This window comes from Microbispora amethystogenes (assembly GCF_016863015.1).
In the GTDB taxonomy this organism is placed as follows: Bacteria; Actinomycetota; Actinomycetes; order Streptosporangiales; family Streptosporangiaceae; genus Microbispora; species Microbispora amethystogenes.
In genome coordinates, this window is the sequence record NZ_BOOB01000013.1 from 1 (window position 1) to 21451 (window position 21451).

General features: G+C 73.0%; 23 protein-coding genes, 1 pseudogene and 1 riboswitch. Of the genes and pseudogenes, 12 read left to right on the top strand and 12 right to left on the bottom strand.

The features are described from left to right. Window positions 1-238: 238 nt before the first annotated feature. The 3 genes from serS to Mam01_RS36465 form a co-directional block, all read right to left on the bottom strand. Window positions 239-1504, bottom strand: a complete 1266-nt coding sequence (gene serS / locus Mam01_RS08665; RefSeq protein ID WP_150933758.1) for a serine--tRNA ligase — start codon at window positions 1502-1504, stop codon at window positions 239-241. Between the two features lie 38 nt (window positions 1505-1542). Next, window positions 1543-2463 (bottom strand): prephenate dehydratase, encoded by a 921-nt coding sequence (gene pheA / locus Mam01_RS08670; protein ID WP_150933757.1) that lies wholly within the window; start codon window positions 2461-2463, stop codon window positions 1543-1545. Window positions 2464-2613: 150 nt separating this feature from the next. Further along, window positions 2614-4101 (bottom strand): glycosyltransferase 87 family protein, encoded by a 1488-nt coding sequence (locus Mam01_RS36465; RefSeq protein WP_239101148.1) that lies wholly within the window; start codon window positions 4099-4101, stop codon window positions 2614-2616. A 404-nt stretch (window positions 4102-4505) separates the two neighbouring features. Between Mam01_RS36465 and Mam01_RS36470 the strand changes: the two genes are divergently transcribed. Beyond that, a complete protein-coding gene (locus tag Mam01_RS36470; RefSeq protein WP_239101149.1) occupies window positions 4506-6830 on the top strand; it encodes a hypothetical protein in 2325 nt (774 codons plus the stop codon). Between the two features lie 520 nt (window positions 6831-7350). Here the strand turns inward: Mam01_RS36470 and mptB are convergent. The 3 genes and pseudogenes from mptB to Mam01_RS08690 all read right to left on the bottom strand — a co-directional run. Continuing rightward, a pseudogene (gene mptB / locus Mam01_RS36475) lies at window positions 7351-8082 on the bottom strand (polyprenol phosphomannose-dependent alpha 1,6 mannosyltransferase MptB); the annotation flags it as partial. A 147-nt stretch (window positions 8083-8229) separates the two neighbouring features. Beyond that, window positions 8230-8967, bottom strand: coding sequence for a glycosyltransferase family 2 protein (locus Mam01_RS08685; RefSeq protein ID WP_204284873.1), 738 nt, complete (start codon window positions 8965-8967; stop codon window positions 8230-8232). Between the two features lie 13 nt (window positions 8968-8980). Further along, entirely contained in the window at window positions 8981-9331 is a 351-nt protein-coding gene (locus tag Mam01_RS08690; protein ID WP_117409882.1) for an STAS domain-containing protein, read from the bottom strand. A 277-nt stretch (window positions 9332-9608) separates the two neighbouring features. On the opposite strand from Mam01_RS08690, the gene Mam01_RS08695 reads away from it, so the two are divergent. The 5 genes from Mam01_RS08695 to Mam01_RS08715 all read left to right on the top strand — a co-directional run bounded on the left by Mam01_RS08695 (window position 9609) and on the right by Mam01_RS08715 (window position 12245). Further along, window positions 9609-10055, top strand: a complete 447-nt coding sequence (locus tag Mam01_RS08695; RefSeq protein ID WP_239101150.1) for a hypothetical protein — start codon at window positions 9609-9611, stop codon at window positions 10053-10055. A 240-nt stretch (window positions 10056-10295) separates the two neighbouring features. Further along, the gene (locus Mam01_RS08700) at window positions 10296-10454 is read left to right on the top strand and encodes a hypothetical protein (protein WP_204284874.1); all 159 of its coding nucleotides are present in this window, start codon (window positions 10296-10298) and stop codon (window positions 10452-10454) included. A gap of 123 nt (window positions 10455-10577) precedes the next feature. Continuing rightward, complete coding sequence (locus tag Mam01_RS08705) at window positions 10578-11141, top strand: MauE/DoxX family redox-associated membrane protein (RefSeq protein ID WP_204284875.1); 564 nt, start codon at window positions 10578-10580, stop codon at window positions 11139-11141. 28 nt (window positions 11142-11169) lie between these two features. Next, window positions 11170-11649 carry a S26 family signal peptidase gene (locus Mam01_RS08710; RefSeq protein ID WP_204284876.1) on the top strand — a complete coding sequence of 160 codons (480 nt, stop codon included), beginning with the start codon at window positions 11170-11172 and terminating at the stop codon, window positions 11647-11649. A gap of 68 nt (window positions 11650-11717) precedes the next feature. Further along, entirely contained in the window at window positions 11718-12245 is a 528-nt protein-coding gene (locus tag Mam01_RS08715) for a TlpA family protein disulfide reductase (protein ID WP_204284877.1), read from the top strand. Window positions 12246-12281: 36 nt separating this feature from the next. Here the strand turns inward: Mam01_RS08715 and Mam01_RS08720 are convergent, their stop codons facing one another. Together Mam01_RS08720 and Mam01_RS08725 are read right to left on the bottom strand one after the other, a co-directional pair. Then, window positions 12282-13403: a sensor histidine kinase gene (locus tag Mam01_RS08720; RefSeq protein ID WP_204284878.1), complete on the bottom strand. Its 1122-nt coding sequence runs from the start codon at window positions 13401-13403 to the stop codon at window positions 12282-12284. Beyond that, window positions 13400-14101, bottom strand: coding sequence for a response regulator transcription factor (locus tag Mam01_RS08725; protein ID WP_150933751.1), 702 nt, complete (start codon window positions 14099-14101; stop codon window positions 13400-13402). Before Mam01_RS08725 ends, Mam01_RS08720 begins: the two co-directional genes overlap by 4 nt. 246 nt (window positions 14102-14347) lie before the next feature. Here Mam01_RS08725 and Mam01_RS08730 point away from each other — a divergent pair, with 246 nt between their 5' ends. From Mam01_RS08730 to Mam01_RS08745, 4 genes are all read left to right on the top strand, one after another. Next, window positions 14348-14515, top strand: a complete 168-nt coding sequence (locus Mam01_RS08730) for a hypothetical protein (protein ID WP_204284879.1) — start codon at window positions 14348-14350, stop codon at window positions 14513-14515. A 1-nt stretch (window position 14516) separates the two neighbouring features. Next, a complete protein-coding gene (locus Mam01_RS08735) occupies window positions 14517-14810 on the top strand; it encodes a DUF6412 domain-containing protein (protein ID WP_204284880.1) in 294 nt (97 codons plus the stop codon). Window positions 14811-14870: 60 nt separating this feature from the next. Beyond that, on the top strand, window positions 14871-15533 hold the full coding sequence (locus Mam01_RS08740) for a YidC/Oxa1 family membrane protein insertase (protein WP_239101151.1): 663 nt from the start codon (window positions 14871-14873) through the stop codon (window positions 15531-15533). A gap of 125 nt (window positions 15534-15658) precedes the next feature. After that, window positions 15659-16150, top strand: a complete 492-nt coding sequence (locus Mam01_RS08745; protein ID WP_204284882.1) for a GNAT family N-acetyltransferase — start codon at window positions 15659-15661, stop codon at window positions 16148-16150. A 234-nt stretch (window positions 16151-16384) separates the two neighbouring features. Here the strand turns inward: Mam01_RS08745 and Mam01_RS08750 are convergent, their stop codons facing one another. Beyond that, window positions 16385-16816 carry an ATP-binding protein gene (locus Mam01_RS08750; protein ID WP_204284883.1) on the bottom strand — a complete coding sequence of 144 codons (432 nt, stop codon included), beginning with the start codon at window positions 16814-16816 and terminating at the stop codon, window positions 16385-16387. A gap of 331 nt (window positions 16817-17147) precedes the next feature. On the opposite strand from Mam01_RS08750, the gene Mam01_RS08755 reads away from it, so the two are divergent. Then, entirely contained in the window at window positions 17148-17711 is a 564-nt protein-coding gene (locus Mam01_RS08755) for a methylated-DNA--[protein]-cysteine S-methyltransferase (protein ID WP_204284884.1), read from the top strand. 44 nt (window positions 17712-17755) lie between these two features. Here the strand turns inward: Mam01_RS08755 and Mam01_RS08760 are convergent, their stop codons facing one another. Continuing rightward, complete coding sequence (locus tag Mam01_RS08760) at window positions 17756-19093, bottom strand: purine-cytosine permease family protein (RefSeq protein WP_204284885.1); 1338 nt, start codon at window positions 19091-19093, stop codon at window positions 17756-17758. Next, window positions 19084-19200, bottom strand: a riboswitch (TPP riboswitch). (Overlaps the previous gene by 10 nt.) A 38-nt stretch (window positions 19201-19238) precedes the next feature. After that, window positions 19239-19562, bottom strand: coding sequence for a rhodanese-like domain-containing protein (locus tag Mam01_RS08765; RefSeq protein ID WP_150933746.1), 324 nt, complete (start codon window positions 19560-19562; stop codon window positions 19239-19241). 141 nt (window positions 19563-19703) lie between these two features. Between Mam01_RS08765 and Mam01_RS08770 the strand changes: the two genes are divergently transcribed. Further along, entirely contained in the window at window positions 19704-20546 is an 843-nt protein-coding gene (locus tag Mam01_RS08770; protein WP_204284886.1) for an alpha/beta fold hydrolase, read from the top strand. A 26-nt stretch (window positions 20547-20572) separates the two neighbouring features. Here the strand turns inward: Mam01_RS08770 and Mam01_RS08775 are convergent, their stop codons facing one another. Then, complete coding sequence (locus Mam01_RS08775; RefSeq protein ID WP_204284887.1) at window positions 20573-21451, bottom strand: Fpg/Nei family DNA glycosylase; 879 nt, start codon at window positions 21449-21451, stop codon at window positions 20573-20575.

Below are 21451 nucleotides of genomic sequence, written 5' to 3' on the forward strand. Positions count from 1 at the left end.
CTCGCGCAAGCGAGCCCCGCCTTTCGTATATCCGGCCGATGACAGGGGTCAATCGCCGGCTCTGTCGTCGGGTGTGATACCGCTCACATGAGGAGGCCTCCGTGCGTGAAAGTTTCACGCACGGAGGCCTCTTTCGGGTCTGATCGCCGATCCGGCGAAGAGATTTACATCACTCCTGACGCCCGCCCTCACTCGCCCAATCACCGGGCGCTGAGAAGGGCCGCCCGGCGGCGCGTCCCTAACGCGACACCGGCTCCAGGACGTCGAGTCCGACGTACGGTCGCAGCGCCTTCGGCACCACGACAGATCCGTCCGCCTGCTGGTGGTTCTCCAGGATCGCCACGATCCACCGGGTGGTGGCGAGCGTGCCGTTGAGTGTGGCCACGTGCTGCGGCCGGCCGTCCTCGTCGCGGTAGCGCACCTTCAGGCGGCGGGCCTGGAAGTCGGTGCAGTTCGAGGTCGAGGTCAGCTCGCGGTAGCGGCCCTGGGTGGGCACCCAGCCCTCGCAGTCGTACTTGCGGGCCGCCGACGAGCCGAGGTCGCCGCCCGCCACATCGATCACGCGGTAGGGGATCTCGACCTTCTCCAGCATCTCCTTCTCCCACGCGAGGAGCCGCAGGTGCTCCTCGTGCGCGTCCTCCGGACGGCAGTAGGAGAACATCTCCACCTTGTCGAACTGGTGGACGCGGATGATCCCCCGGGTGTCCTTGCCGTACGACCCCGCCTCGCGGCGGAAGCAGGACGACCACCCGGCGTAGCGCATCGGCAGCGCCGCCCGGTCGAGGATCTCGTCGGAGTGGTAGGCCGCCAGCGGCACCTCGCTGGTGCCGACCAGATAGAGGTCGTCGGCCTCAAGCCGGTAGACCTCGCTCGCGTGGGCGCCGAGGAAGCCGGTGCCCTGCATCGACTCCGGCTTCACGAGCACAGGAGTGATCATCGGCGTGAAGCCGGCCTCGACCGCCTGCTGGATCGCCATGTTGAGCAGCCCGAGCTGGAGCCGCGCGCCGGCGCCCTTCAGGAAGAAGAACCGGGCGCCGGACACCTTGGCCCCGCGCTCGGTGTCGATCGCGCCGAGCAGCTCGCCCAGCTCGACGTGGTCGCGCGGCTCGAAGTCGAAGGCCGGCTTCTCGCCGATCTCCTCGATGACGACGTAGTCGTCCTCGCCGCCGGGAGGCGCGCCCTCCTCGACGATGTTCGGCACGGTCATGAGCAGCTCGTCGAGCTCGCCCGCCAGCGCGGCGGCCTCGGCCTCGGCCGTCTTCACCTGCGCGGCCAGCTCCTTCGCGCGGTCGAGCAGCGCCTGGCGCTCGTCTCCGGACGCGCGGGACACCGACTTGCCGATGCTCTTCTGCTCGGCGCGCAGCGACTCGAAGTTGTTGAGCGCGGCACGGCGGCGCTCGTCGAGCGACAGCAGGGTCTCCACGACCGAGTCGTCCTCGCCGCGGACGCGCTGCGACGCCCGGAGCCGGTCCGGGTCCTCACGAAGGGTTCGCAGGTCAATCACGGCTCACAGGCTACCGGAGCCGGTGCGGCTCCCGCCCGTCAAGCGAGCCCGGCGCGGATCTTTCCGAGCCACTGCGCGGCCTCGTCGAAGTCACCGTCCGCCGTACCCGGCTTGACCTGCGTGGCGACCCGGTCGGCGCGGGGGTAGCTGCCGAGGAAGCGCAGGTCGCCGCAGAGCCGGTGGAGGCCGGAGACGGCCTCGCCGACCCTGGCGTCCGCGACGTGACCCTCAAGGTCGAAGTGGAAGAAGTAGCGCCCGATGCCGTCACCGGTGGGGCGCGACTCGATCCGGGTCAGGTTCACCCCGCGCACCGCGAACTCGCTCAGCATCTCCAGCAGGGCGCCCGGATGGTCGTCACGCAGGAAGGCGACGAGCGAGGTGCGGTCGGCACCGGTCGGCTCGGGCAGCGGCCCCGGCCGGCTCACCTGGATGAAGCGCGTCACGGTGTCGGAGCGGTCGCCGATGTCCGAGGCGATGGCGTCGAGCCCGTAGTACTCCCCGGCGATGGCCGGGCTGATGGCCGCGTCGTACGGCGAGCCGGGAACGGAGACCTCCTGCGCGGCGGCGGCCGTGGAGGATCCGGCGATCACCACGGCGCCGGGCAGCTCACGCTCGATGTACCCGCGGCACTGTGTGTGCGCGGCGGGGTGCGTGATGATCCGCTTGATCTGTCCCAGCTCGGTGCCGGGCCGGACCAGCAGGGAGAACTCGACCGGGAGCAGCACCTCGCCGGTGATGTGCAGCGACCTGCCCTTGGCCAGCTCGTCGAGGGTCTGGGTGATCGCCCCCTCCACCGAGTTCTCCAGCGGGACGACCGCGCCGTCGGCGTCGCCGTCGCGGGCGGCGTCGAGCGCGGCTCCGACGTTGGCGCAGGGCAGGCGCTCGACGTCGGGCGCCAGGAGTCGCAGTGCCGCTTCACAGAAGGTGCCCTGCGGTCCCAGGTACGCGAGCTTCGACATGTCGTCCAGAGTATCCGCAGGTATCGGCGGTGAGGATGCCGAATCACGTTCTGTGGAAAACCATGAGCCGATCACGCCGCTCGCCCGGCCGCCGCGCACGCCCTCCACGCACGTCCACCGCGCGTGCCCTCTGCGCACGCGTTCTCCGGGTCAGGCCTTCGCGGCGGGGACCGCGGCGGCGGTGGCGGCGGCCCGCCGTCGCGGCAGCCAGGACCCGAGCAACCAGACCAGGCCGATCGCCCCGATCCCGAAGGCGTTCTGCAGGATCTTCCCGGCGACCGGGCTGAGGATCGGGATTTCCAGCGCCTTGATCGACACTCCCCACCAGGGGATGGGCAACACGTAGTACAGCCACACGCCGGCCGCGACCAGCAGCCGGACCGGGTCGCGCCCCGACCCGGCGACGGCCGCGACCACCACCACGATCCAGGCGATGTGGTGGATCCACGCCACCGGCGACAGCAGCACCGCCATCAGCCCGGTGAGCGCCACCGCCGTCATCGTGTCGCCGTCCAGGTGGGCCCGCCGGGCCTGGCGGAAGCCGTACCAGCCGATGGCCGCGACGGCGGCGAGCCAGACGGCCGAGGTCAGCGCGTCGGGCAGATAGAGCCTCAGCAGCATGCCCCGCAGCGACTGGTTGGTGGTGGCGGCGTTCGCGCCCAACCGCTCGGAGTCGAGCAGCGCCCTGAACCAGAAGTCCCGCGCGTCGTCAGTGATCACCAGGAACGGCAACAGCGTGAGCACGGCCGCCGTGAACACCGCCATGAACAACGCCCGCCGCTGCCCCGCGTCCCCGTGGCACTGCCCTGCGCTTCCGTAGCGCTGCCCCATACTCCCGTGGCGCTGCCCCATACTCCCGTGGCGCTGCCCCATGCTCCCGTGGCGCTGCCCCCCGTCCCCTGCGTCTTCATGGGGCCGCCGCAGTGCGTCTCTGAGGCGCCGCACAGTGCTCCCGAAGCCGGTGTCGCCGTGGCGCTGCGCTGTGCTTCCGCGACTGGGGTCGCTGGGGCTTGGGGCGGTGTCGCGAGGGGCGAACGCGGTGACGGCCAGGTAGACGAGGAAGACGCCGGGGGTCAGCTTCACCGCCGTCGCCAGCCCGATGAGCATCCCGCGCGGCCACCAGGGGCGGCGTACCACGCAGTCGAGCAGGCACAGCGCGAGGAGGAACAGGTCCACCTGGCCGAACCGGACCTGGTCCCTGATCGGCATGAGGTACATGCACGCGGCGCACAGCACGGCGAACAGCGCGGGCGCGGCCAGGGCGCCGCGTACGCCGTCCAGGAAGGCCCGGAACGCATGCCGTACCGTCACCGCGAGGACGGCGACGATCGCGATCGTCCACACCCACTGCGCGACCGGCCAGGACATCGCGGCGAGCGGCACCGCCAGCATCGCTGCGACCGGCGGGTAGGTGAAGGGCAGCAACTGCGGTGCCGGCGTGATCACGTCGTAGACGGGCAGGCCCCGCAGGAGCGCCCAGCCGCCCGTACGGTAGACGTCGAGGTCGACGAGACGCTGGTCTTCGGGATTGGTGAGCCAGTAGGCGATCAGCGGGGACGCGGCGGCGGCCACCGCCACCAGGGCCAGCGCCCATGCCCAGGCGGGCCGGCGGGCCCCGGCGATGCGGCCAGTCGTCACAACCAGGCAGGTTACCGTGGACCGTGGCCGCACCATTGTCGATCATGAGGGAGCCTGGAACAGTGCCATCCGCACCAGCACCGGCGCCGGGCCGGGGACGTTTCGCCGCCCCGCCGGGCGGCGGCAGCGTGCCGGTGAGCCCAGGCCCCCGCTCGGCGCCGATGGGGTCATGCCCCCGTTGGGTGCCGGTGGCGGCCCATAGTGGTCCGGGTCTTCGCGGGGAGCACGCGGCGGCTCGCAGTGGCTCGGGTGCTCGCGGGGAGCACGCGGCAGCTCGCGGCGGCTCGGATGCCCGCGAGAAGCACACGGCAGCTCGCGGCGGCTCGGATGCCCGCGAGAAGCACGCGGCGGCTCGCGGCGGCTCGGGTGTTCGTGGGGTGCGGGTGCTCCTGGCGGTTCTCCTCATGCTCCTCGTTGCGGCCCTCATCGTGCCCTTCTCTACCGGCCCGGCCTCGGCCGAGACCAGGCCGGCCGGGGGAACCGTGCCAGCGGGCGGAACCCTGCCGACGGGCGCGACCGGGCCGGTGGGGCGGGTGGTGGTGATCGGGGTGCCCGGGCTGCGCTGGGCGGACCTCGATCCGGAGCGGACGCCCACGTTGTGGGCCCTGGCGGACCGCGGTTCCACCGCGTCGCTGTCCACGCGGGCGGTGCCCCCGGAAGGCCTGCCCGTCACCTGCCCGGCCGCCGGATGGCTGACGGTCTCGGCAGGTCAGCGGGCGGCCTCTCCCGGCTCGGGTTGCGGCGCGATCCCCGCGCCGATCGCCGCCGCTGACGGGACGGCGTCGGTGCCCGGCTGGCCCGCGCTGGTCGCCGCGCAGCAGTCCAGTCCGTTCAGGGCACGGCTCGGGCTCCTCGCGGGCGCCGTCACCGCCGCCGGGGGGAAGGTCGCGGCGATCGGCCCGGGCGCCGCCCTCGCCGCCGCCGACGGATCCGGCAGGGTCGCGGCGTACGCCGCCACGCCCGCCGCGCTGCCCGACCTCGCGCCGTACGCACTGGTCGTCGCCGAGGCCGGGGAGATCACTCGGGCCTGGACCGAAAGCCGGGAGGCGGGCCCCCCGGATGCGCAATCCACAACCCCCACGACCCAGGCCGCATCGCAGGCCACGCCGTCCACAACCCAACCGGTGCCGGGAGCATCGGCGGCGCAATCCACAGTGTCCACAACCCGGGCCGCGCCGTCCACGACCTCGGCCGGGGGCGAGCGGGAGCCGGCCGATCTGGACGGGGAGGCGCGGCGGGCGGCCGTGAGCGCGGCCGACCGGACTGTGGGCGAGGTGCTGGCCAAGGTCCCCCAGGGCGCCACCGTCCTGGTGGCCGGGATCTCCGACTCCGGCTCCGTCGCTCATCTCCACGTGGCGATCGCCTCGGGCGGGCCGTACGGGCGCGGATGGCTCACCGCCGCCTCGACCCGGCAGCGGGCACTGGTCACGATCACCGACATCACGGCCACGGTCACCCACCTGCTCGGCATCCCTGCGCCCGAGGGCGTGGTCGGCAGGGCGTGGTCGGCGGGCGGCGCGGCTCCGAACGCGGCCGGGGCGGTCCGCGGGCTGGCCGACGCCGACCTGGCGAGCCAGGTGCTCAGAGAGGTCAGGGAGCCGTTCTTCATCGCGCTGGTCAGCGCGCAACTGCCGTTCTACGGCCTCGCCGCGATCGTGGTCAGGCGTCATCGTCGCATGCTCACCGCGACCCGCGTGGTCGCCACGGTCAGCGCCGCCCTCCCGGTGTCGATCTTCCTGGCCCAGCTCGTGCCGTGGTGGAGCTTCCGGCACCCGATGCCCGCCCTGCTCGGCACGATCGTGGCCTTCGCCGCCCTCGTGGCGGGGCTCGCGTACGCGGGGCCGTGGCGCGGCCGGGTGCTGGGGCCGCCCGCCGTGGTCGCCGGGGTCAGCTCGCTCGCGCTCCTCGCCGACGTGGTCACCGGCTCGCGGCTGCAGGTGAACGCCGTGGCCGGGTACGAGCCCGTGACCGGCGGCCGGTTCTACGGCTTCGGCAACATGGCCTTCGCCGTCTACTCGACCGGCACCATCCTGCTGCTGGCCGCCGTCGCCCACGGGCTGCGCCGCCGGCCGAGGCTCGCCGTGACCGTCTGCGTCGCGTACGGCCTGCTCGCGATCGCCGGGGACGGCTGGCCGACCTGGGGCGCGGACTTCGGCGGCGTGCCGTCGTTCGTCCTGGGCGTTGCGGTGTGCGTGCTGATGGCCGCGGGCAGACGGGTGTCGGTCCTCCGGCTTGGGGTGATCGGCCTGGCGGGCGCGGTGCTCATCTCACTGATCGCGGTGGCCGACTGGCTGCGCCCCGCCGATCAGCGCACTCATCTCGGGGCGTTCGTCCAGCAGGTCGTCGGCGGCGACGGCGGCTCGGTCGTCGGCCGCAAGCTCGGGGCGATGCTCCACACTCTGGGCAACCTGCCGCTGACGCTGCTGTCGGTGGTCGCGCTGGCGTTCCTGTTCCTCGTGCTGGCCCGGCCGTCGCGGTGGGGCGCGGCGGCGCTCAGCCTGGCGTACGCCCGGGCCCCCGAACTGCGGGCGGGGCTGATCGGCGCGCTGACCGCGGCCTTCGCCGGGTTCCTGCTCAACGACTCGGGGATCGCGATTCCGGCGATGGCCCTGACGGTCGCGGTGCCGCTGACGCTGGCGGCCTCCGTACACGCCCTGCAGCTCGCGCCGCCCACCACAGCAGCGCGATCGTCAGCGCCAGCAGAAGCGACGGCGCCACCCACTGCCTGATCACCTCCACGCTCCACCACAGGTCGCCGGGCTGGTGCGCCTGGCGCGCGGGGAGATAGGCCAGCGAGAGCACGGTGAGCCGGGCGACCAGGAACGCCTCCATGCCCGGCCAGGCGACCAGCGCGAGCAGCGCGAAGCCCAGCCCGTCATACCACGGCAGCGCGTACGGCGTGGCGAACAGCCAGGCCACCGCGACCGCGAGGGCGACGACCAGGCCCTCGCGCTCCGTCGCCGGACGGCCGCGCAGCAGCAGGACGGCGAGGACGGCCAGCAGGAGCAGCGACCCCGCCTGGATCCACGCGTGGTACGCCCCCGGCCCGAACACCGCCTGCAGCGCCTTCTTCCCGAGGGCCCACGGGGTGGCGAGCGAGACCGATTTGCTGGCGTTCAGCAACTGGTCGAGCGAGTGGGGCCCGGCCAGCAGGTACGCCACGAGGACGGTGAGCGTGGCGAGCCCGGCGACCAAGGCGAGCCGCCGCGGGTTGCCGCGCAGCTCCCACGCCGTGCCCAGGGCCACAACGCCCACGGTGGCCTTGACCGCGGCGCCGAGGCCGAGCGGCACGCCCCGGCGGGCGACGAGCCCGGCCACGACGAGCGCGACCGCGAGGGTGTCGAGGTGCATCCCGGCCACAAGCTGGTAGACGACCAGCGGGTTCGCCGTCCAGAGCAGGGCCGCCCGGCGCTGCCGTACGGAGTCGCCGGCCGTGGCCCGAGCAGTGGCAGGAGTGGGGACGCGACCGGTGGCACGGTGCAGCAGCAGACCGGTGGCGGCGAAGGCGGCGGCGTTGACCAGGGCCATCACGAAGACCGTCAGGCGGACCGAGTCGCCGCCCACGTGGCTCGCCAGGGCCTGTACGGCCGTCGCGACCGGGCCGTACACGCTGGGGGTCCTCGTCCACTCCTCCACGCGGCCGATCACCGGGTCGCCGGGCAGGTCGGCCGGCACGGTCAGGTAGGGGTCGTATCCGAGGGCCGCCATCCGGCCGTACGCCGCGTAGTTGAGGTGGTCGGCCGACCCGGAGGGCGGCAGGAACGCGAGCACCCCGGCGGCGGCGCAACCGGCGAGGACGAGCGTGCGCGCCTTCGGCAGCCGGTCGACGGACATCAACCCGGCGGCCAGGCCGATCGCCCCGAGCACGACGGCCGCGGCGGCCATGGCGATGACGAGGTGTCCGTCAGGAGCGAGGTCAAGGGACCAGGGGGGCTGCCACGACCCGGCCTGCCCGGGCGGCCCGGGCAGCTCCGGCACCATCGCGGACGGCCCGAGGACGCCGATCGCGATCGTGAGAAGGATCGACAGGCCGCCCGCCGCCACGGCCGCGGCCGGCCCGGCGACGGTCCGCGCTTCCACCCGAGAATTCCACCACACGGCCGGGCCGGTCACGCCCGTACGGGCGGACTACCGGCGCGAGGGCCGGACCGTGGAGATGGTCTGCCGCACCACGGGCTCGCGGGCGGCGAGGGCCAGGCCGACGTCGCGAAGCTGCCGCGCCCGGTGCACCTGGGAACGCCAGTCGGTGCCGGTGGCCCGGTGCGACATCTCGACCTCGACCTCGACCACCCGGAAGCCCTTCCTGAGGAGGTCGACGGTCATCCCGGTCTCGACACCGAAGCCGTGCGCGAGCGGGCGGGCCGCCTCGAAGGCGTCCCGGGTGAGGCACCGCTGCCCGTTGAGCGGCTGGGTCGCCTCCCAGCCGGTCAGCCGTTTGATCCCGTCACGCGCCAGCCTCACGACCATGCCGTGGCCGCCGAGCTTGACCCTGGTCGCGAACGTCGCGATGGTCATGTCGGCCTCGCCCGCCCGCACGGGCGCGATCAGCGGGAGGGCCGCCGCCGCCGTCTCGCCCAGGTCGGCGTCGAGGAACAGCAGGTGACGCGCCTGGTCCGCGTCCAGGAGGCCCGCGGCCTCGGCCCCACTCTCCATCGCCGCGGCCTTGCCCCGGTTGCGGCTGTGCCGTACGACCCGGGCGCCGGCCGCCCTGGCCACCCGGCCGGTCTCGTCGGACGAGCCGTCATCGACCACGACCACGAGATCCACGCCGGGCAGCTTCAGGGCGGCGCTCACGGTGGCGCCGATCCGTTCGGCCTCGTCCTTCGCCGGGATCACCACCGCGGTGTCCGGCTCGGGCACTGCCATGTCCCTCATACGCCTAGCCCTGGTGTTCGGCGGTGAGCAGATCGGCGGGCACCGCGTCGTACACGGTGAACACCGAGTCCAGGCCGGTGACCTGGAGAATCTTCCGTACCGCCGGTCTCGGCGCGGCCACCTCCAGCGTGCCGCCGCGTTCCCGCAGCCGCTTGAGCGCGGAGAGCAGCACGTTCATGCCCGTGGAGTCGCAGAACTCCACTCCGGACATGTCGATGACCACCCGGTCCGGCCCGGTGTCCAGCAGGCGGGTGAACTCCGTCTGCAACCGGGGCGCGGTATAGAGGTCGATTTCGCCGAATACGGCCATGACGGCCTGACCGGCGTGGGATTGCGTCGCGACTTTCAGCTCCACGACGCGCACACTAGCGTCGTCCCGGCCCCGGGTCACGTTCCACGGGTTTCGTCGAAGAGTCGTCCGCCCTTTGTCCCCGATTCCGGCCGCATGTAAACGCGGAGTGCGCGAAACTTGACGCTCAGCGACACCGGCGTCGCCGGATGGAGGGCCCCGGAACCTCCGCGTCCTGGTCGTCACTTCGCGGAAGGAGGACGGGCGCCTGGGAATGCCACGTGGATCTTCACCACTTGGGAGATCCACGGCCAGAACCCGGAACAGTGGGCCCGACAGCATCATGAACAGTGAGATTCCCGAGGATTTCCAGCGCCGCGTGCTGCGGGAGCACCTGGAGACGATCCAGGCGCACACCGAGAAGGCCTCGTCGTGGCGCGCCTCCGCCGAGCCGCTGCGCGGCCTGCTGAACCGCGAGGGGTACGTCCGGGTCAGCGCTCGCCTGGTCGGCGAGGACCTCGACTTCCTCGCCGAGGCCCGCGAGGAGCTGCTGTGTTTCTCCGAGCTCGGCATCCGGCTGCTCGACCTGCACCAGCCCAGGGACGCGGGCGGCATCTCCAGCGACCCGGCGAACCCGATCCTGCGGTGCAGGAGCTGCATGTGGCGCTGGCCCTGCCCCACGTTCCGCGCGATGGCGGAGGCGTTCACGCCGCGCCGCCGGGAGGCCGCCCCGGGCCTGCCCTCCTGGCGGGGACAGCTCGAACCTCAGCGAGCCCCCGAGCTCGGTTAGAGCCCCTTCCGCCGGTACGCGGCCCGAGGCCGCGTACCGTACGTGAACTTTTCACACCGGCCGACGTCACGTCAGCCGGTTCCGAAGCCATGCCCGGCGACGGTGCGCATGTCAGCGCCGGGAACCCCGGTGGATCGAGGCGGCCGGACCCCACCGCGCGATTTTGCCCGTTGATGTCTGCCGCAGCGGTGGGAACGTGAAGGCGACCGCTCCCTCGATCAGCCGACGAAAGGGGTCCCGATGATCCACACGATCCAATCCTGGGGCGACCGCCTGCTCGCCCGCCTCGTACCGAAGACCGAGGCGTCGGCCTCGGTGCCGTGCTGGTGCATGCAGCAGCAGTGGTGCTGCTACGGCGGCAACTACGGCTACTACTGCGGGCAGGTCGGAACCTGCTGAGAACCTGCCACGGTGGGCCGCGTGCGGGCGACGCCCCGCGTGGCCCGCACCGAATCGCGAGGCGGAGCGCCGCCGGGACGGACGGGATCCGTCCGGGCCGCGGAGAACCTCAGGGGGAGAACCGTGAACTACGTGCTGCTCGCCTGCCGGATGGCCGTCGGGCTGACGTTCCTGGTCTCACTCGCGTCGAAGCTGCGGGGACGGGACTCGTGGCTGCGGTTCGCCGAGGCGGCCGCGCTACTGCTCCCCGGCCGTACGACTGCTCGGCCCGGGGAGCGGCGGCACCTGCTCGCGGCCGCGGTGGCCCTCGTGGAGGGGGCCGTCGTCGTGCTGACGGCGCTCCCCGCCACGACACGTGCCGCCTTCACGGTCGCGCTGGCGGCGCTGGCGGCCTTCTCCTTCGTCATCCACGCCGCGATCCGCGGCGGGCGCGCCGTCCCCTGCCACTGCTTCGGCGGCGGCAGGAGGTCGCCCGTCGGGTCCGCCGACCTCGTCCGCAACGCCGTTCTCGGGCTGATCGCCCTCACCGGGCTGGCGCTGACGGTCCTCGTCCCCGTACGCGGGCCGGACGAGGTCGCCGGAGCGGCGGTCGCCTTCCTGGCCGCACTGCTGGTCACGGTCCTGGTCGTGCTGACGGGGGAGATCGCCGGGCTGTTCGGGCTCACCCGGGAGAGCGGGTGGCGGTGAGCGGCGGCTTCGCGAGGCGGCGCGAGCGGTGCTGACGATCCTCCTCCTGGTCGCGGCCGTGGCGCTCCCCTGCGCGGCCGTGGTCGCCGTGCTGCGGCGGCGGTACGTCGTCGTCGAGGTGCACGGCACCAGCATGCGGCCGAGCCTCCACGCCGGAGACCGCGTCCTGGTGCGGCGCGTCCCGCCACGGCGCGTCCGGGTCGGCGAGGTCGTGGTGGTCGAGGCGCCGGGTCTCCGCGTGCGTCACCCCGGGCTGCCACGGGAGATGCCCGGGCCGGACCGGAGATGGCACATCAAGCGGGTGGCGGCGGTCGGGGGCGATCCGGTGCCCGCGCGGGTCGCGGACACGCCCGCGCTCCGCGACGCGGCCTGTGTCCCGGCCGGCCATCTCGTCGTCCTGGGCGACAACCCCGATCAGAGCCTGGACTCGCGTCAGCGCGGCTTCGTGCCCGACGACCGGGTCCTCGGCGTGGTCCTGCGCCGGCTGCCGCCGGAGCGCCGCAGGTGATCCCGGCGCCTTCCCGGCCGCCTTTTCACCCACCGCCTTTTCACCCCGACACCGATCAGGGAGACAGCATGCAGTTCCTCATCGCGTTCGTCGCGATCGTCGGCGTCCTGTGCGCCGTGGATCTCGTCCTGTCCGTCGGCGTCATCCGGAGGCTCCGCGAGCATTCGGAGGCACTGGAGGCACTGCGCCGCGGGCCCTCGGTCATGGCCCCGGCGGGGTCGGCCGTCGGCCCGTTCACCGCCGTGACGACGGACGGGGAGACGGTGTCCGACGCGACCCTCCCCGAGACACCGACGCTCGTGGGCGTGTTCTCACCGGGCTGCCCCGCCTGCGCCGAGCGCCTTCCCTCGTTCGTCGACGCGGCCAAGAACCACGGCGGCGGCAGGCCGGCGGTCCTCGCCGTACTGGCCGGCCGGGAGGAGGACGTCGCGGCGGAGCGCACCGCGCTCGAACCCGTCGCCCGCGTGGTGATCGAAAGCGGTGGCGGCGACCTCACGAGGGCGTTGTCGGTGTCCGGATTTCCGGCGTTCGCGCTGGTCGACGCGTCCCGCAGGGTCCTCGCGAGCGGCACCGCCATGGAGGGCCTGCGGACGTGAGAGCCGTCCGGGCGCCGCGACGCAGGGCTTGGCCTGTCAGGCGCGACCCAGCGGCAGCGTGATCGTGAAGCGGCAGCCGGGGCCTTCGTTGGCCACGCCGATCTCCCCGTCGTGGGCCTCGACGATGCCGCGGGCGATCGCGAGGCCGAGCCCGGCGCCGCCGTCGGGACCGGGCGTACGCGCGGCCTCGCCGCGGAACGCGACGTCGAAGACCCGGGGGAGATCCTCCTCCGGGATGCCGCCGCAGCCGTCGAGCACCGACAGCCGGGCGGCCGTCCCGTCCGACGCCGCGCGCACGAGGACCGTCCCCGCGGCGGGCGTGTGCCGGATCGCGTTCACGACCAGGTTGCGTACGGCCCGGCCCAGCTGTCCGGCATCGGCGTAGACGGGGACGTGCGGGTCGGCCTCGCCGGACAGGCGCACCCCTTCGGCGCGGGCCAGCGGCTCGACGGCGGCCAGTGTGTCCGCCACGAGGTCGCCGAGCCCGGTGCGGGCGAGCGACAGCCGCAGCGAGCCGGCGTGGATCCGCGACAGTTCGAAGAGGTCCTCCACCATCCCGGTGAGCCGGTCGACCTCCACCCTGATCTGCACGTGGTAGCGCTTGACCGTCTCGGGGTCGTCGGCCACCCCGTCCTCCAGCGCCTCGACCATCGCCCGCATCCCGGCGAGGGGCGTGCGCAGGTCGTGACTGACCCAGGCGACGAGCTCGCGCCGCGCGCTCTCCAGCGCCCGCTCCCGCTCGCGGCCCAGCCGCAGCCGCTCGTACGCCTGCTCCAGGGCGGCGCCGATGGTGCGCAACTCGGCCGGAAGCGGGTTGGGCGGCGGGGTGAAGCGGCCCGACGGCGGCACGTTCTCCACCGCGGTCACCAGGCTCCTGCTGGCGCGCACCACCGTACGCGCGTTCACCAGCGCCACGCCGAGCCCGACGAGGCCCCCGATGGCCACGACGGTGAGCACGATGTTCTTCGGCCGTCCCTCGATGACCATGGCGAGCGTGATGGCGACCACCCCGGCCAGCGTCGCGGAGACCGTGACGGCCGCCACCACCGCGAGCATCACGCCGATCGACCGCCGGCGCAGCACCCGCAGCAGCGCCAGGCCGAGGGCCGCGATGACCAGGCCGAGGCCGGCGGCGACCGCGACGATCTGGACGATCACGACAGCGGCTCGTAGCGGTAGCCGACGCCCCAGACGGTGACGATCCGCCGCGGGTCGGTCGGGTCCGGCTCGATCTTCTCTCTGAGCCTCCGTACGTGGACCGTCACGGTCGAGGAGTCGCCGAAGGACCAGCCCCACACCTGGTCGAGCAGCGCCGCCCGGCTGAACGCCTGGCGCGGGTTGCGCAGCAGGTAGACGAGCAGGTCGAACTCGCGGGCGGTCAGGGTGATCTCCTGCCCGCCGAGGCGCACCTCGTGGGCGCCGACGTCCACCACGAGGTCGCCGTCCCGCAGGACGCCGGTTCCCGTCGGCACCAGCGCGCCCCGGGCCCGCCGCAGCACCGACTGGACGCGCAGGGCGAGCTCGCGCGGGCTGAACGGCTTGGTCACGTAGTCGTCCGCGCCGGTCTCCAGGCCGACCACCCGGTCCATCTCCTCGCCCAGGGCGGTCAGCATGATCACCGGAACCGGCCAGCGCTCCCGCAGCTTCCGGCAGACCTGGAGACCGTCGATCTTCGGCAACATGAGGTCGAGCACCAGCAGGTCGGGCGGGTCGGCCAGGGCCCGCCGCAGCGCCTCGGCGCCGTCGCCCACGCACTCGACCTCGTGGCCGTCCCGCTCCAGGTAGCGGGCGACCACCTCGGCGACGGTCGGGTCGTCGTCGACCACCAGGACTCGGGCGGCGGGGTTCGCGGACATCGGACTCCTCGGGGAGGGCACGCCTCAACGGTAAAGCCGCGGGACGACCGCGCCGAGCCCCGTCACCGCCCCGTAAGAACAACCCGCCGGGGTCCGCGGGCGCCGGGCTTCCAGGGCGAGTTCGCACAGGCCGGTGGAAAACGGCGCCGATCACGATGATTCACGTGAAACCTCGGCGGCAGCGGGTAGGGAAACTAGGTTTGGATCAAGCTCGCGCTTGTCGGTCGCACCGCGTAGCTTGTGGCTATGGCCCGTACCGTACTGACCGTTCTGGGGATCCTGCTGGCCCTGTGGCTGGTGTTCGCCCTCATCATCCCCGCGATTTTCGCGACGCTGAAGTTCCTGCTCATCATCGGGATCATCGCCGCCGTCGCCGTGCTCGCGGTCACCGTCGTGGGGAAGCTGTCCCGCTGACGTGAACGCTCTCCAGGCCGCCGCCACCTCACTCGTCTGGCTGCTCGCCGAACTGGCCACCGGGCTGGTCGGCGGCTCCGGCGTGCCCTCGGTGACGGCCTTCGCCGGTGTGGCCGGGGTGGCCGTGCTGGTGTTCGCCTGGATGCTCTCCCGGCTGACCGGGGCCCCCGCCGTCGTGCGGGGCCCGGGCAGGCGTTCGTACGACGGTGAGACGGCGATGGTCAGGCTGCGCGATCCCGGCGCGCCCGGCCGCCCCCGTCCCCGCGCACCATCAGGAAGCCCCGCGCTCGCCTGACCATCGATCCGGTCGCGAGCGCTTTTCGTCATGCCCCGAACTCCGACGAAAGGCTTCCCCATGTTCGACTTCGTGCTCGACCCCGCCTACCGGCTCATCGACGCCCTCAGCCACGTCACCGGCGCCGGACTCGCGATCGTCCTGGTCACCCTCGCCGTACGGCTGTCGCTCCTGCCGCTGAGCATCCGCGTCGCCCGCGCTCAGCGCGTACGCCTCCGGCTCGCTCCCCAGGTGGAGAAGCTCCGCAAGCGGTGGCAGAAGGACCCGGAGCGGCTCATGCGGGAGGTGAACGCCCTGTACGCGGCCGAGGGCACCAGCCAGTTCGCCGGATTCCTCCCGGGCTTCGCGCAGACGCCGTTCTTCATGGTCACCTACCGGCTGTTCACCACCGCGACGATCGCGGGGCATCCGAACCTGCTGCTCGCGCAGGGCCTGCTGGGAGTGCCGCTGGGGGAGCACCTCGGGGCGGTGGTCGCCGGCGCGGGCCTGTTCAGCCCGCCCGTCGTGGTCTTCGCCGTGCTGCTGGCGCTGCTCACGGCCGTGGCCGTGATCGCCGCCCGGCGGGTCGAGCCCACGGCTCCGATGCAGCGCCTGCAGGTCCTGCTGCCGTTCTGGACCGTCCTCGCGGCGGCCTTCCTGCCCCTCGCGGCGGGCGTCTACCTGCTTGTGAGCACCGCTTGGACGACCGCCGAGCGCGCGGTGCTCTACCCCCGGCCCGCCTGATCCGCCGGGGCCTGCGCCCGGGCGGTCACACGACGGCCGCGCGCCCCGGCGGCACCGCCCGATCACGGAACTCGTCGCGGCCGCTGTGCGGCTCGTCCGGGGCGTGGGATGGAATCCTGGGCCCTGTGACCGATGCGTACTCGATCAGCACCTGGGCGGGCGGGGACGGCCGGGAGGGGCTGCGCGCGCTCCTCGCGGCCTATCACCTGCGCACCGAGGAGGAGAAGGGCGTCCCGGTGCCCGGCGTGGCCGATCTGCCCGAGCGATACCGGGCGGAGGTGGAGGACCCCGGAGCGGCCTTCGAGCGGGACATCGTGCTGGTCGCGTGCCGCGACGGAAGCGCCGTCGGCTGCGTGGTGCTGACGGAGGCGGCCGACGGGCGAGCGGAGATCAAGCGGCTCTGGGTGGACCCGGACGAGCGCGGCAGGGGCGTGGCCGGCGCACTCGTCCGGGCCGCGCTGGCCCGGGCGCGGGAGGCCGGCCTGCGGTCCGTACGGCTGTCGGTCTGGAGGTGGCGAACGACGGCGATCGCGCTCTACGAGCGGCTCGGCTTCACGGTCACCCGGTCGTGGGACACGCGCGACGATCTGCTCTGCCTGGAGCACCCTCTCCGCTGACCCGCGATCACCGGCTTCGGACGGCCTGCGCGGCCACGGCCCTGCGCACAGAACAGCGCGGGAGCACGGCGCGGAGCCAGGATGCGGAGGCACGGCGCGGAGGCACGGCGCGGAGCCAGGATGCGGAGGCACAGAAGCACGGCGCGGTGACAGGGCGCGTAGGCACGGTGGCGGCAGGTGGCGCCTCTCGTCTGATGCGGGCCCGCGCGGGCCCGCGCCCACCCGGGAGGGTGCTCAGCCGACCTCGCGCAGAATGCGGGTTTCGGACAGACCCTGATGTCCGTTACGGTCCGGGGCCGCGACCAGGACGACGGCCCACACGGTGGTGATCTCCGCCTCGTGCCGGACCCCCCAGCGCTCGGCGAGATACTCCACGATGCCCAGCCCCCGGCCGCCCAGCGACGACAGTGTGGGACGGCCCGCCCGCGGCTCGGTGTAGGCGCCGCCGTCGCTCACCGCCACCTCGACCTGCCTGTCGGAGCAGTACCACGCCACCTTGAGCTGTCCGGACGGGAGAGGGTGGGCATGCCGCAGAGCGTTGCTGAGCAGTTCACTCAGGATGAGCACCACGTCGTCGACGGCGGTCGCGAGCAGTCCCGCCCCCTGTAGTTCGGCGCTGAGGCGCTGACGTGCGACGGCGACGCTCGACGGTGCGTAGGGCAGCATCACAACGCTCGACGCACTCACCTCCCCGATCCCCCGGATCCCCTTGTACAGCGTTTCCCCTTGCACAGCCCAGTACGACCGAAATGCCCCGTCGCATCAGCCGGGAAACCGTGCCCCGGATCACAGCTTGTGCACATTGGACAATAGATCAGTCGCCAAATCGCGACGCCACGCTCCGGGCCGTCCCGCCGGGATGAAGATCCGCCGGCCGCGTCCCGCACCACCCGCCCTGGTCAGCCCGGTGAGCCCGGCCGGCCCGGCGGCGTTCTCGGAGGCCTCACGAGCGCTCCGATACGCTGCCTCCACGCGATGAACAGAAAGTTGGGCGCCCATGTCCACCGAGGACCTCGAAGCCCTGCTCCGCGTGACCACGCCGGGCTACGTCGGCCTGGCCCCGCCCGAAGTGGCGTTTGGCACCATGGACACGCCGGTCGGCCGCCTGGTCCTCGCGGTGACCGCGCGCGGCGTGCTGGCCTGCACCTACGAGGACGAGCACGCGGTCTTCGCCCGGGTGACCCGCTCCGTCGGCTCGTTCATCGGGCCCGACCCGCGCCGCCTCGATCCCCTGCGCCGCGAGCTCGACGCGTACTTCGCCGGCCGGCTGCGCACCTTCTCGCTCTCCGTGGACCCGCGCCTGGTCACCGGCTTCTCCCGCACCGTGGTCCAGCTGATGCCGGGCGTGCCGTACGGAGGCGTGACCACCTACCAGGAGATGGCCGAGCGGATCGGGCGGCCGCAGGCGCCGCGCGCGGTGGCGAACGCGCTGGCCGGCAACCCGCTCTGCCTGCTCCTGCCCTGCCATCGGGCCGTGGAGGGCCCGGACTCGCTCGGCGGGTACGCGGGCGGCAGGGCGGCGAAGGAACACCTCCTCCGCCTGGAGGGCGCGCTGCCCTGACCGGCCGTACGTCCAGGCCCCCGTACGGTCAGGCCCCCGTACGGTCAGGCCCGGCGCCGGGCGAGACGGCCGGGCACGGACAGCGCCGCCGTCGCCAGCGCGGCGACGCAGAACGCGGCGAGCGCGGCGTTCATCCACGGCTGGTGGACGAACCCGACAGCATCGCGCACGTCGGCCCAGAGGCCGTCCCACCAGGCAACGGTCGGGGTGACCGCCACGATCCAGTACGCCGCGAACCCGAGGACCCACGGCGCGACCATGAGCCACCGCGAGGGGGCGTCCTCGGCCGTGTTCCACCGGGAGGCTCCGCCGAGCAGGAAGTAGTCGACCACGAGGACCGCGAACATCGGCACGAAGACCGCCCCGATCACGGTGAGGAACGCGCCGTAGGAGTTCACGTCGGCCAGCAGCGCGATCAACGTGGTGAGCACGCCGATCACGACCGAGATCACCCGGCGGTCCCAGCGCGGCGCGAGGTTCTGGATCGACACGGTCGTCGAGTAGACGTTCGCGAACGACTGGTCGGCCTCCCGCAGCACCAGGACGCCGAAGAACAGGACCCCGAGCGGGGCGGCCACGAACGGGTCCCACACCTTGTCGGGGTCGTTGCCGACCAGCGCGAGCGCGGCGATGCCGAGGGCCAGGCAGGCGACCTGCGCGATCGTGTAACCCGCCACCACCCCGGTGAACGCCGCGCCGCTCGACCGCGAGTGCCGGGCGTAGTCGGCGGCCATCGGCACCCACGACACCGACAGCGCGATCACGTAGTCGACGGCCGGGGCGAAGGCGTCCCAGGAGCCGCCGCCCACGGAGGGCCCGCGGGTGAAGAGGGCGACCGACAGCCAGATCATCGCGACCACGACGCCCGCGGTGACGTAGCGGCGCAGCAGGCGCAGCGCGCCGAGCGGCCGGATCGTCAGCGCGATCGTCAGCGCCCCGGCCGCGACCGCCCACACCGCGTACGGCACCGCCGTCCCCGACAGCGCCTGCGCGCCCTGCGCGATCACCCACAGCTCGAACGCGCCCCAGCCGAGCATCTGCACGATGTTCAGCACGGTCGGGACGTACGACAGGCGGGCCCCGAACAGGCCGCGCAGCAGCACCATCGCGGGCCGCCCGGTCCGCGCGCCGGGAATCGCCGCGAGGCCGACCATCGCGGTGCCGACGAGGCTGCCGACCACGGCGGCCAGCACCGCGGCGGTGAACGTCAGGGGCCTGCCGCCCAGAGGGTCGAGCAGGAACAGCGCCCCCGAGAAGCCCAGGAGGCTGACGCCGAGATTGGCCCAGAACGCCCCCTGGTCGAGCAGGCCGAGGGTTTTCGGGACCTCCTCGTCCAGGGTGAGCGGAACCTCCGCATGCACGTCGTCGACGACGGCGGCCATCACACGCTCCCTACGCCGGCATTATCCGGACAGGTTCATGCGGTCGGCGGCACGAGTTCGATCCGCCCTCTCAGCCCGGTCACGCCCGAGCTCCCGCGGGTATTGACGATGTCTTTGGGATTATGACACTACTTTGACCGTTTTCCTACGCGACGTAGGGGTCTCCTCCGAGCTCGCTCACCATCGGACGCCCGGCGGCGGCCCAGGACCGCATCCCGCCGTCCACGTTGACGGCCTCCCGCCCGATGTGGTTGAGCCACATGGCGGCGTGCGCCGACCTCCCGCCGACGCGGCAGACGACGTAGACCGGCCGGTCCAGCGGCACCTCGTCCACCCGCGCCTGCAACTCGCCGAGCGGGATGTGCACGGCGTCCGGGGCGTGCCCCGCCCGCCACTCCTCGTCCTCGCGGACGTCCAGCAGGTACGCGCCCTCGGGCAGGGCGTCGGGGGCGATTTCCGGCAATGTCATGCGCCCATTCTGGCGGCACACCACCGATGCGCGGGCCCGTGCCGGGAGCTGTGACCCACGGTGATCTCCGGGCCGCATCCACGAGAGTACTCTCACTCCCCAAACTTCCCTATATGGCTCCATATGACGTACGTTTGAGGAGTGATTGTCTACAAATCAGAAGCCGGTCGACGTGAGATCCTCGACCACTACCGGCGGGTGCTGGACGCCTGGCCGGTTCCCGCCGAGCACGTACGGGTGCCGACCCGCGAGGGCGAGACGTTCGTCCTCGTCTCCGGCCCCCCGGACGCGCCGCCTCTCGTGCTGCTGCACGGCTCGGGCGCCAACGCGTCCATGTGGCGGGGCGACGTCTCCACCTGGTCCCGGCACTTCCGCACGTACGCCGTCGACCTCGTCGGCGAGCCGGGCCTGAGCGCGCCCTCGCGCCCCGCCCTGGGCTCCGGCGCCGTGGCGCTCTGGCTGGACGACGTGCTGGACGGGCTCGGCGTCACCCGGGCCGCGCTCGTCGGCACCTCGCTCGGCGGCTGGACGGCTCTCGACTACGCCGTACGCCGTCCGGAACGGGTGACTCGGCTTGCCCTGATCTGCCCCGGCGGCGTGGGACGGCAGAAGGTCGGCTGGATCCTCAAGGCCCTGCTGACCCGTCCGTTCCGGGGGCGAGATGGCGGGCTGCGCGAGTCGGCGATGACCGTCGCGGGCCTGGACGGGGAGCGGGACCGGCAGGCGCTCGACGCCGTCGTCCTGACGTTCACGCACTTCAACCCGCGCAGGGAGAAGCTCCCGGTGTTCTCCGACGACGCGTTGCGCGGCCTCACCATGCCGGTGCTCGTCATCGCCGGCGAATGCGACGCGATGATCGACTCCCACCAGACCGCGCGACGGGTCCGGAAGTGCGTCCCGCACGCGACCGTGCGCCTGCTCCCAGGGGTCGGTCACGCCGTCTTCGGCCAGGCCGGGCCGATCGACGAGTTCCTCCGGGCCTGACGTCCACCCCTGCCAGGGTCGCGGACCTACTTCAGCAGGCGCGACAGCCGCCGGTCGGCCAGCGGCTTGCCGCCCGTCTGGCAGGTCGGGCAGTACTGCAGCGACGAGTCGGCGAACGCCACCTCCCGGATCGTGTCGCCGCACACCTCACAGGGCTCGCCGGTGCGGCCGTGCACGCGCAGGCCCGACTTCTTCTCCGACTTGAGGTCCTTGGCCGCCAGTCCGCGCGCCCGCTCGACCGCGTCCCGGAGGGTGTTCACGATCGCGTCGTGCAGGTCGGCGATCTGGCCGTCGGTCAGCGTCCCGGCGACCTTGAACGGGGACATCCGCGCGACGTGCAGCACCTCGTCGGAGTAGGCGTTGCCGATGCCCGCGATCACCTTCTGGTCGCGCAGCAGACCCTTGATCTGGGTCCGGCTCTCGCCCACGATCGTCTTGAGCAGGTCGGGCGTGAAGACCTCGGCGAGCGGGTCGGGCCCGAGCCCGGCCACCCCGGGAACGTCGCGGGGGTCCCGCACCACGTACACGGCGAGGCGCTTCTGCGTGCCCGCCTCGGTCAGCTCGAACCCGGGGGCACGGCCGTCCTCGCCGGGCGACAGCCGTACGCGGACCGCGAGCGGGCCCTTCCCGGGCCGCACCGGCCGCGCGCCCGTGAGGTCGTCGCGCCAGCGCAGCCAGCCGCCGCGCGCCAGGTGCGTCACGAGGTGCAGGCCGTCACAGTCGAGGTCCAGGAACTTGCCGTGCCTGGCCACGGCGGTGATCGGCAGTCCGCCGAGCGAGGTGACGGGCGGGTCGACGGTCTTGAGCGCCTGGAAGGCGGTCACGTCGACCCCGATGATCGCGTGGCCGACGGCGTGCTCGCGGAGGAACCCGGCGAGCGCCTCGACCTCGGGCAGCTCCGGCAT

What these genes read in the sequence shown, in the direction of transcription:
- Mam01_RS08755 (WP_204284884.1), top strand. Translation starts at nt 17,148, where the DNA reads ATGTCCACCGAGGACCTCGAAGCCCTGCTCCGCGTGACCACGCCGGGC.
- Mam01_RS08715 (WP_204284877.1), top strand. Translation starts at nt 11,718, where the DNA reads ATGCAGTTCCTCATCGCGTTCGTCGCGATCGTCGGCGTCCTGTGCGCC.
- pheA (WP_150933757.1), bottom strand. Translation starts at nt 2,463, where the DNA reads ATGTCGAAGCTCGCGTACCTGGGACCGCAGGGCACCTTCTGTGAAGCG.
- Mam01_RS08765 (WP_150933746.1), bottom strand. Translation starts at nt 19,562, where the DNA reads ATGACATTGCCGGAAATCGCCCCCGACGCCCTGCCCGAGGGCGCGTAC.
- Mam01_RS08760 (WP_204284885.1), bottom strand. Translation starts at nt 19,093, where the DNA reads ATGGCCGCCGTCGTCGACGACGTGCATGCGGAGGTTCCGCTCACCCTG.
- Mam01_RS08775 (WP_204284887.1), bottom strand. Translation starts at nt 21,451, where the DNA reads ATGCCGGAGCTGCCCGAGGTCGAGGCGCTCGCCGGGTTCCTCCGCGAG.
- Mam01_RS08700 (WP_204284874.1), top strand. Translation starts at nt 10,296, where the DNA reads ATGATCCACACGATCCAATCCTGGGGCGACCGCCTGCTCGCCCGCCTC.
- Mam01_RS08740 (WP_239101151.1), top strand. Translation starts at nt 14,871, where the DNA reads ATGTTCGACTTCGTGCTCGACCCCGCCTACCGGCTCATCGACGCCCTC.
- Mam01_RS08695 (WP_239101150.1), top strand. Translation starts at nt 9,609, where the DNA reads ATGAACAGTGAGATTCCCGAGGATTTCCAGCGCCGCGTGCTGCGGGAG.
- Mam01_RS08685 (WP_204284873.1), bottom strand. Translation starts at nt 8,967, where the DNA reads ATGGCAGTGCCCGAGCCGGACACCGCGGTGGTGATCCCGGCGAAGGAC.
- Mam01_RS08725 (WP_150933751.1), bottom strand. Translation starts at nt 14,101, where the DNA reads ATGTCCGCGAACCCCGCCGCCCGAGTCCTGGTGGTCGACGACGACCCG.
- Mam01_RS36470 (WP_239101149.1), top strand. Translation starts at nt 4,506, where the DNA reads ATGCTCCTCGTTGCGGCCCTCATCGTGCCCTTCTCTACCGGCCCGGCC.
- Mam01_RS08750 (WP_204284883.1), bottom strand. Translation starts at nt 16,816, where the DNA reads ATGCTGCCCTACGCACCGTCGAGCGTCGCCGTCGCACGTCAGCGCCTC.
- Mam01_RS08730 (WP_204284879.1), top strand. Translation starts at nt 14,348, where the DNA reads ATGGCCCGTACCGTACTGACCGTTCTGGGGATCCTGCTGGCCCTGTGG.